At 65.4% G+C, this 1,997-nt stretch carries 2 protein-coding genes and 1 pseudogene; 2 read left to right on the top strand and 1 reads right to left on the bottom strand.

The features are described from left to right. The coding region (locus EN750_RS31810; RefSeq protein ID WP_189526598.1) for a trimethylamine methyltransferase family protein at positions 1-438 on the top strand (438 nt) is incomplete at its 5' end. 140 nt (positions 439-578) lie between these two features. Here the strand turns inward: EN750_RS31810 and EN750_RS31805 are convergent. Beyond that, entirely contained in the window at positions 579-1,604 is a 1,026-nt protein-coding gene (locus EN750_RS31805) for a LacI family DNA-binding transcriptional regulator (protein WP_127399066.1), read from the bottom strand. 197 nt (positions 1,605-1,801) lie between these two features. Between EN750_RS31805 and EN750_RS31800 the strand changes: the two are divergent. Continuing rightward, positions 1,802-1,997, top strand: a pseudogene (locus tag EN750_RS31800) (gfo/Idh/MocA family oxidoreductase); the annotation flags it as partial.

Genomic DNA, 1,997 nt, shown 5'->3' with positions numbered 1-1,997 from the left:
GTGCTGGCCGGGGCGACGATGTGCATCCATGCCGCCGGCTGGCTGGAGGGCGGCCTCAGTGTCTCCTTCGAGAAGCTGATCACCGACATCGAGGCGCTGCAGACGGTGGCTGAACTTTGTGCCGCGACGCCCGGCGACACCGATACGATCGGTTTCGAAGCGATCGCCGAGGTGCAGCCGGGCGGGCACTTCTTTTCGGCCGGCCACACCATGGCTCGCTACCGCACCGCTTTCTACGAGCCGCTGGTGGCCGACTGGTCGAATTTCGGCAACTGGACCCAAAGCGGCTCGAAGACTGCGAGCGAGCGCGCCACCGGTGTCTGGAGGCGGGTGCTTGCCGATTTCGCACCACCGGCCTCGGCCGTCGCGACCTCAGGCATGCTGGACGAGTTCATCGCGCGGCGCACGGCAGAGGGCGGAGCGGCGCCGGTATCTTAAGGCTGGCTCTCGCCGATCGCCCTGGTTGTGGCGCGATCCGGAACCTGCAGCGCCTCCCGCGCATTCAAGGTTGCGGCCGGTGCACTGCGGCACCGGTGTGCTGTTGAGGGAGGACGACATCGGCGGTCCTGCTGCCATCATCAATCGCTGTCCCGCGCCACCAGTTCCAGCGGCCAGACCTCGCGGATGATCCGCGGCCCCTGCGGGCCGGCGAAGGCGGGAAGCGACGCCAACAGCATTTCAGCGAGCCGCTGTCCCATCGGCTCCAGCGCTGGGCGGAAGGCAGTCAGAGCCGGGGAAAAATAGCGGCAGAGCGGCGTGTCGACGATGACTGTCACCGCGATGTCCTGGCCCGGCCTGATGCCCATCTCGGCCAGTGCCTTGCACCCTCCGAGCGCCATCACGTCATTGTTGAAGATGATGGCGGTCGGCGGGTTCTTGGAACGCATGACCCTCGGTGTCACGGCGTAGCCGCCGGCCTCGTTGATGAAACCGTCCGCGATCAGTTCCGGGTCGACTTCGATGCCGTGTCTCAACAAGCCCTTGCTATAGCCGTCGAGGAACAGATAGCTGAAATTGAGGTCGAGGGCCGGGCGGATGGCGGCGATGCGGCGATGGCCTCGCGCCACAAGCCGGTCGACCGCATCGGCGCCGGCCTTTTCGAAATCGAGGTCGAGGCTGGGATAGGGCTTGGCCCCGGAGCGGCTGCGACCGACCGTGGCGAAGGGGAAACCAGCCTGGGTCAGGTAATCGATGCGATCGTCCTCGCGCCGGGTCCAGGCGAGCACCACGGCATCGGCGCGGCGCGTCTCGACGACCCGGCGCAAGCGCTCTTGCTGGTAGTCGCCGGGCGCACCCATGACCACGATCAGGTCGAGCCCGCTTTCGGCGAGTTTGGCCTGCAGCCCGATCAGGAACGGCATGAAGAACGGTTCGCCATATTGCTGGTCGCCCGGATGCGGCTGCAGCATGAAGGCGATCGAATGGGTGGCGCCTTGCCTGAGACTGCGGCCGGACTGGTTCGGCGAATAATTGAGCGCCCTGGCCGCCTCGAGCACGCGCTTGCGTGTGTCGGCATTGACGTCGGCGCGGCCGTTCAGCGCCCGCGACACCGTGCCGATCGAAATGTTCAGGTGACGGGCAAGGTCGTGAATGCTGGATGCCAAGTGACTGTACTCCCCCTTGCTTGGCTAGCACCGGTAGCCGCTCAGGCCAAGGCGACAGGACGATTTTCGCCAAGGGCCAATTGACATTCTACGCCTTCGGGTGTGTTGTCGTAAACGTTTACGGAAAAACGTTTACGGTCTTGCCGTGGATGCCGTGACGACCGGTCTGGAGGGACCGAGCGGAGGAGGAGCGCCGGATGATCAATGCCGTCCTGGTCGGCTGCGGAGCGATGAGCAAGGCTTGGCTCGATGCCATCAGGCAGATCGACGGGCTCGCCATTGTCGGCCTTGTCGACCTCGACGCCGACAGGGCGCGGGCGAGGGCGCAGGAGTACGATCTCACCGATCCCGTCATAGGCAGCAATCTCGACGCCGTCCTCGACCAGACCAAAC

This window comes from Mesorhizobium sp. M7A.F.Ca.ET.027.03.2.1 (assembly GCF_003999175.1).
In the GTDB taxonomy this organism is placed as follows: Bacteria; Pseudomonadota; Alphaproteobacteria; order Rhizobiales; family Rhizobiaceae; genus Mesorhizobium.
Note: the sequence above shows the minus strand (reverse complement) of the source record. Positions and strands in the feature narration are given on the sequence as shown.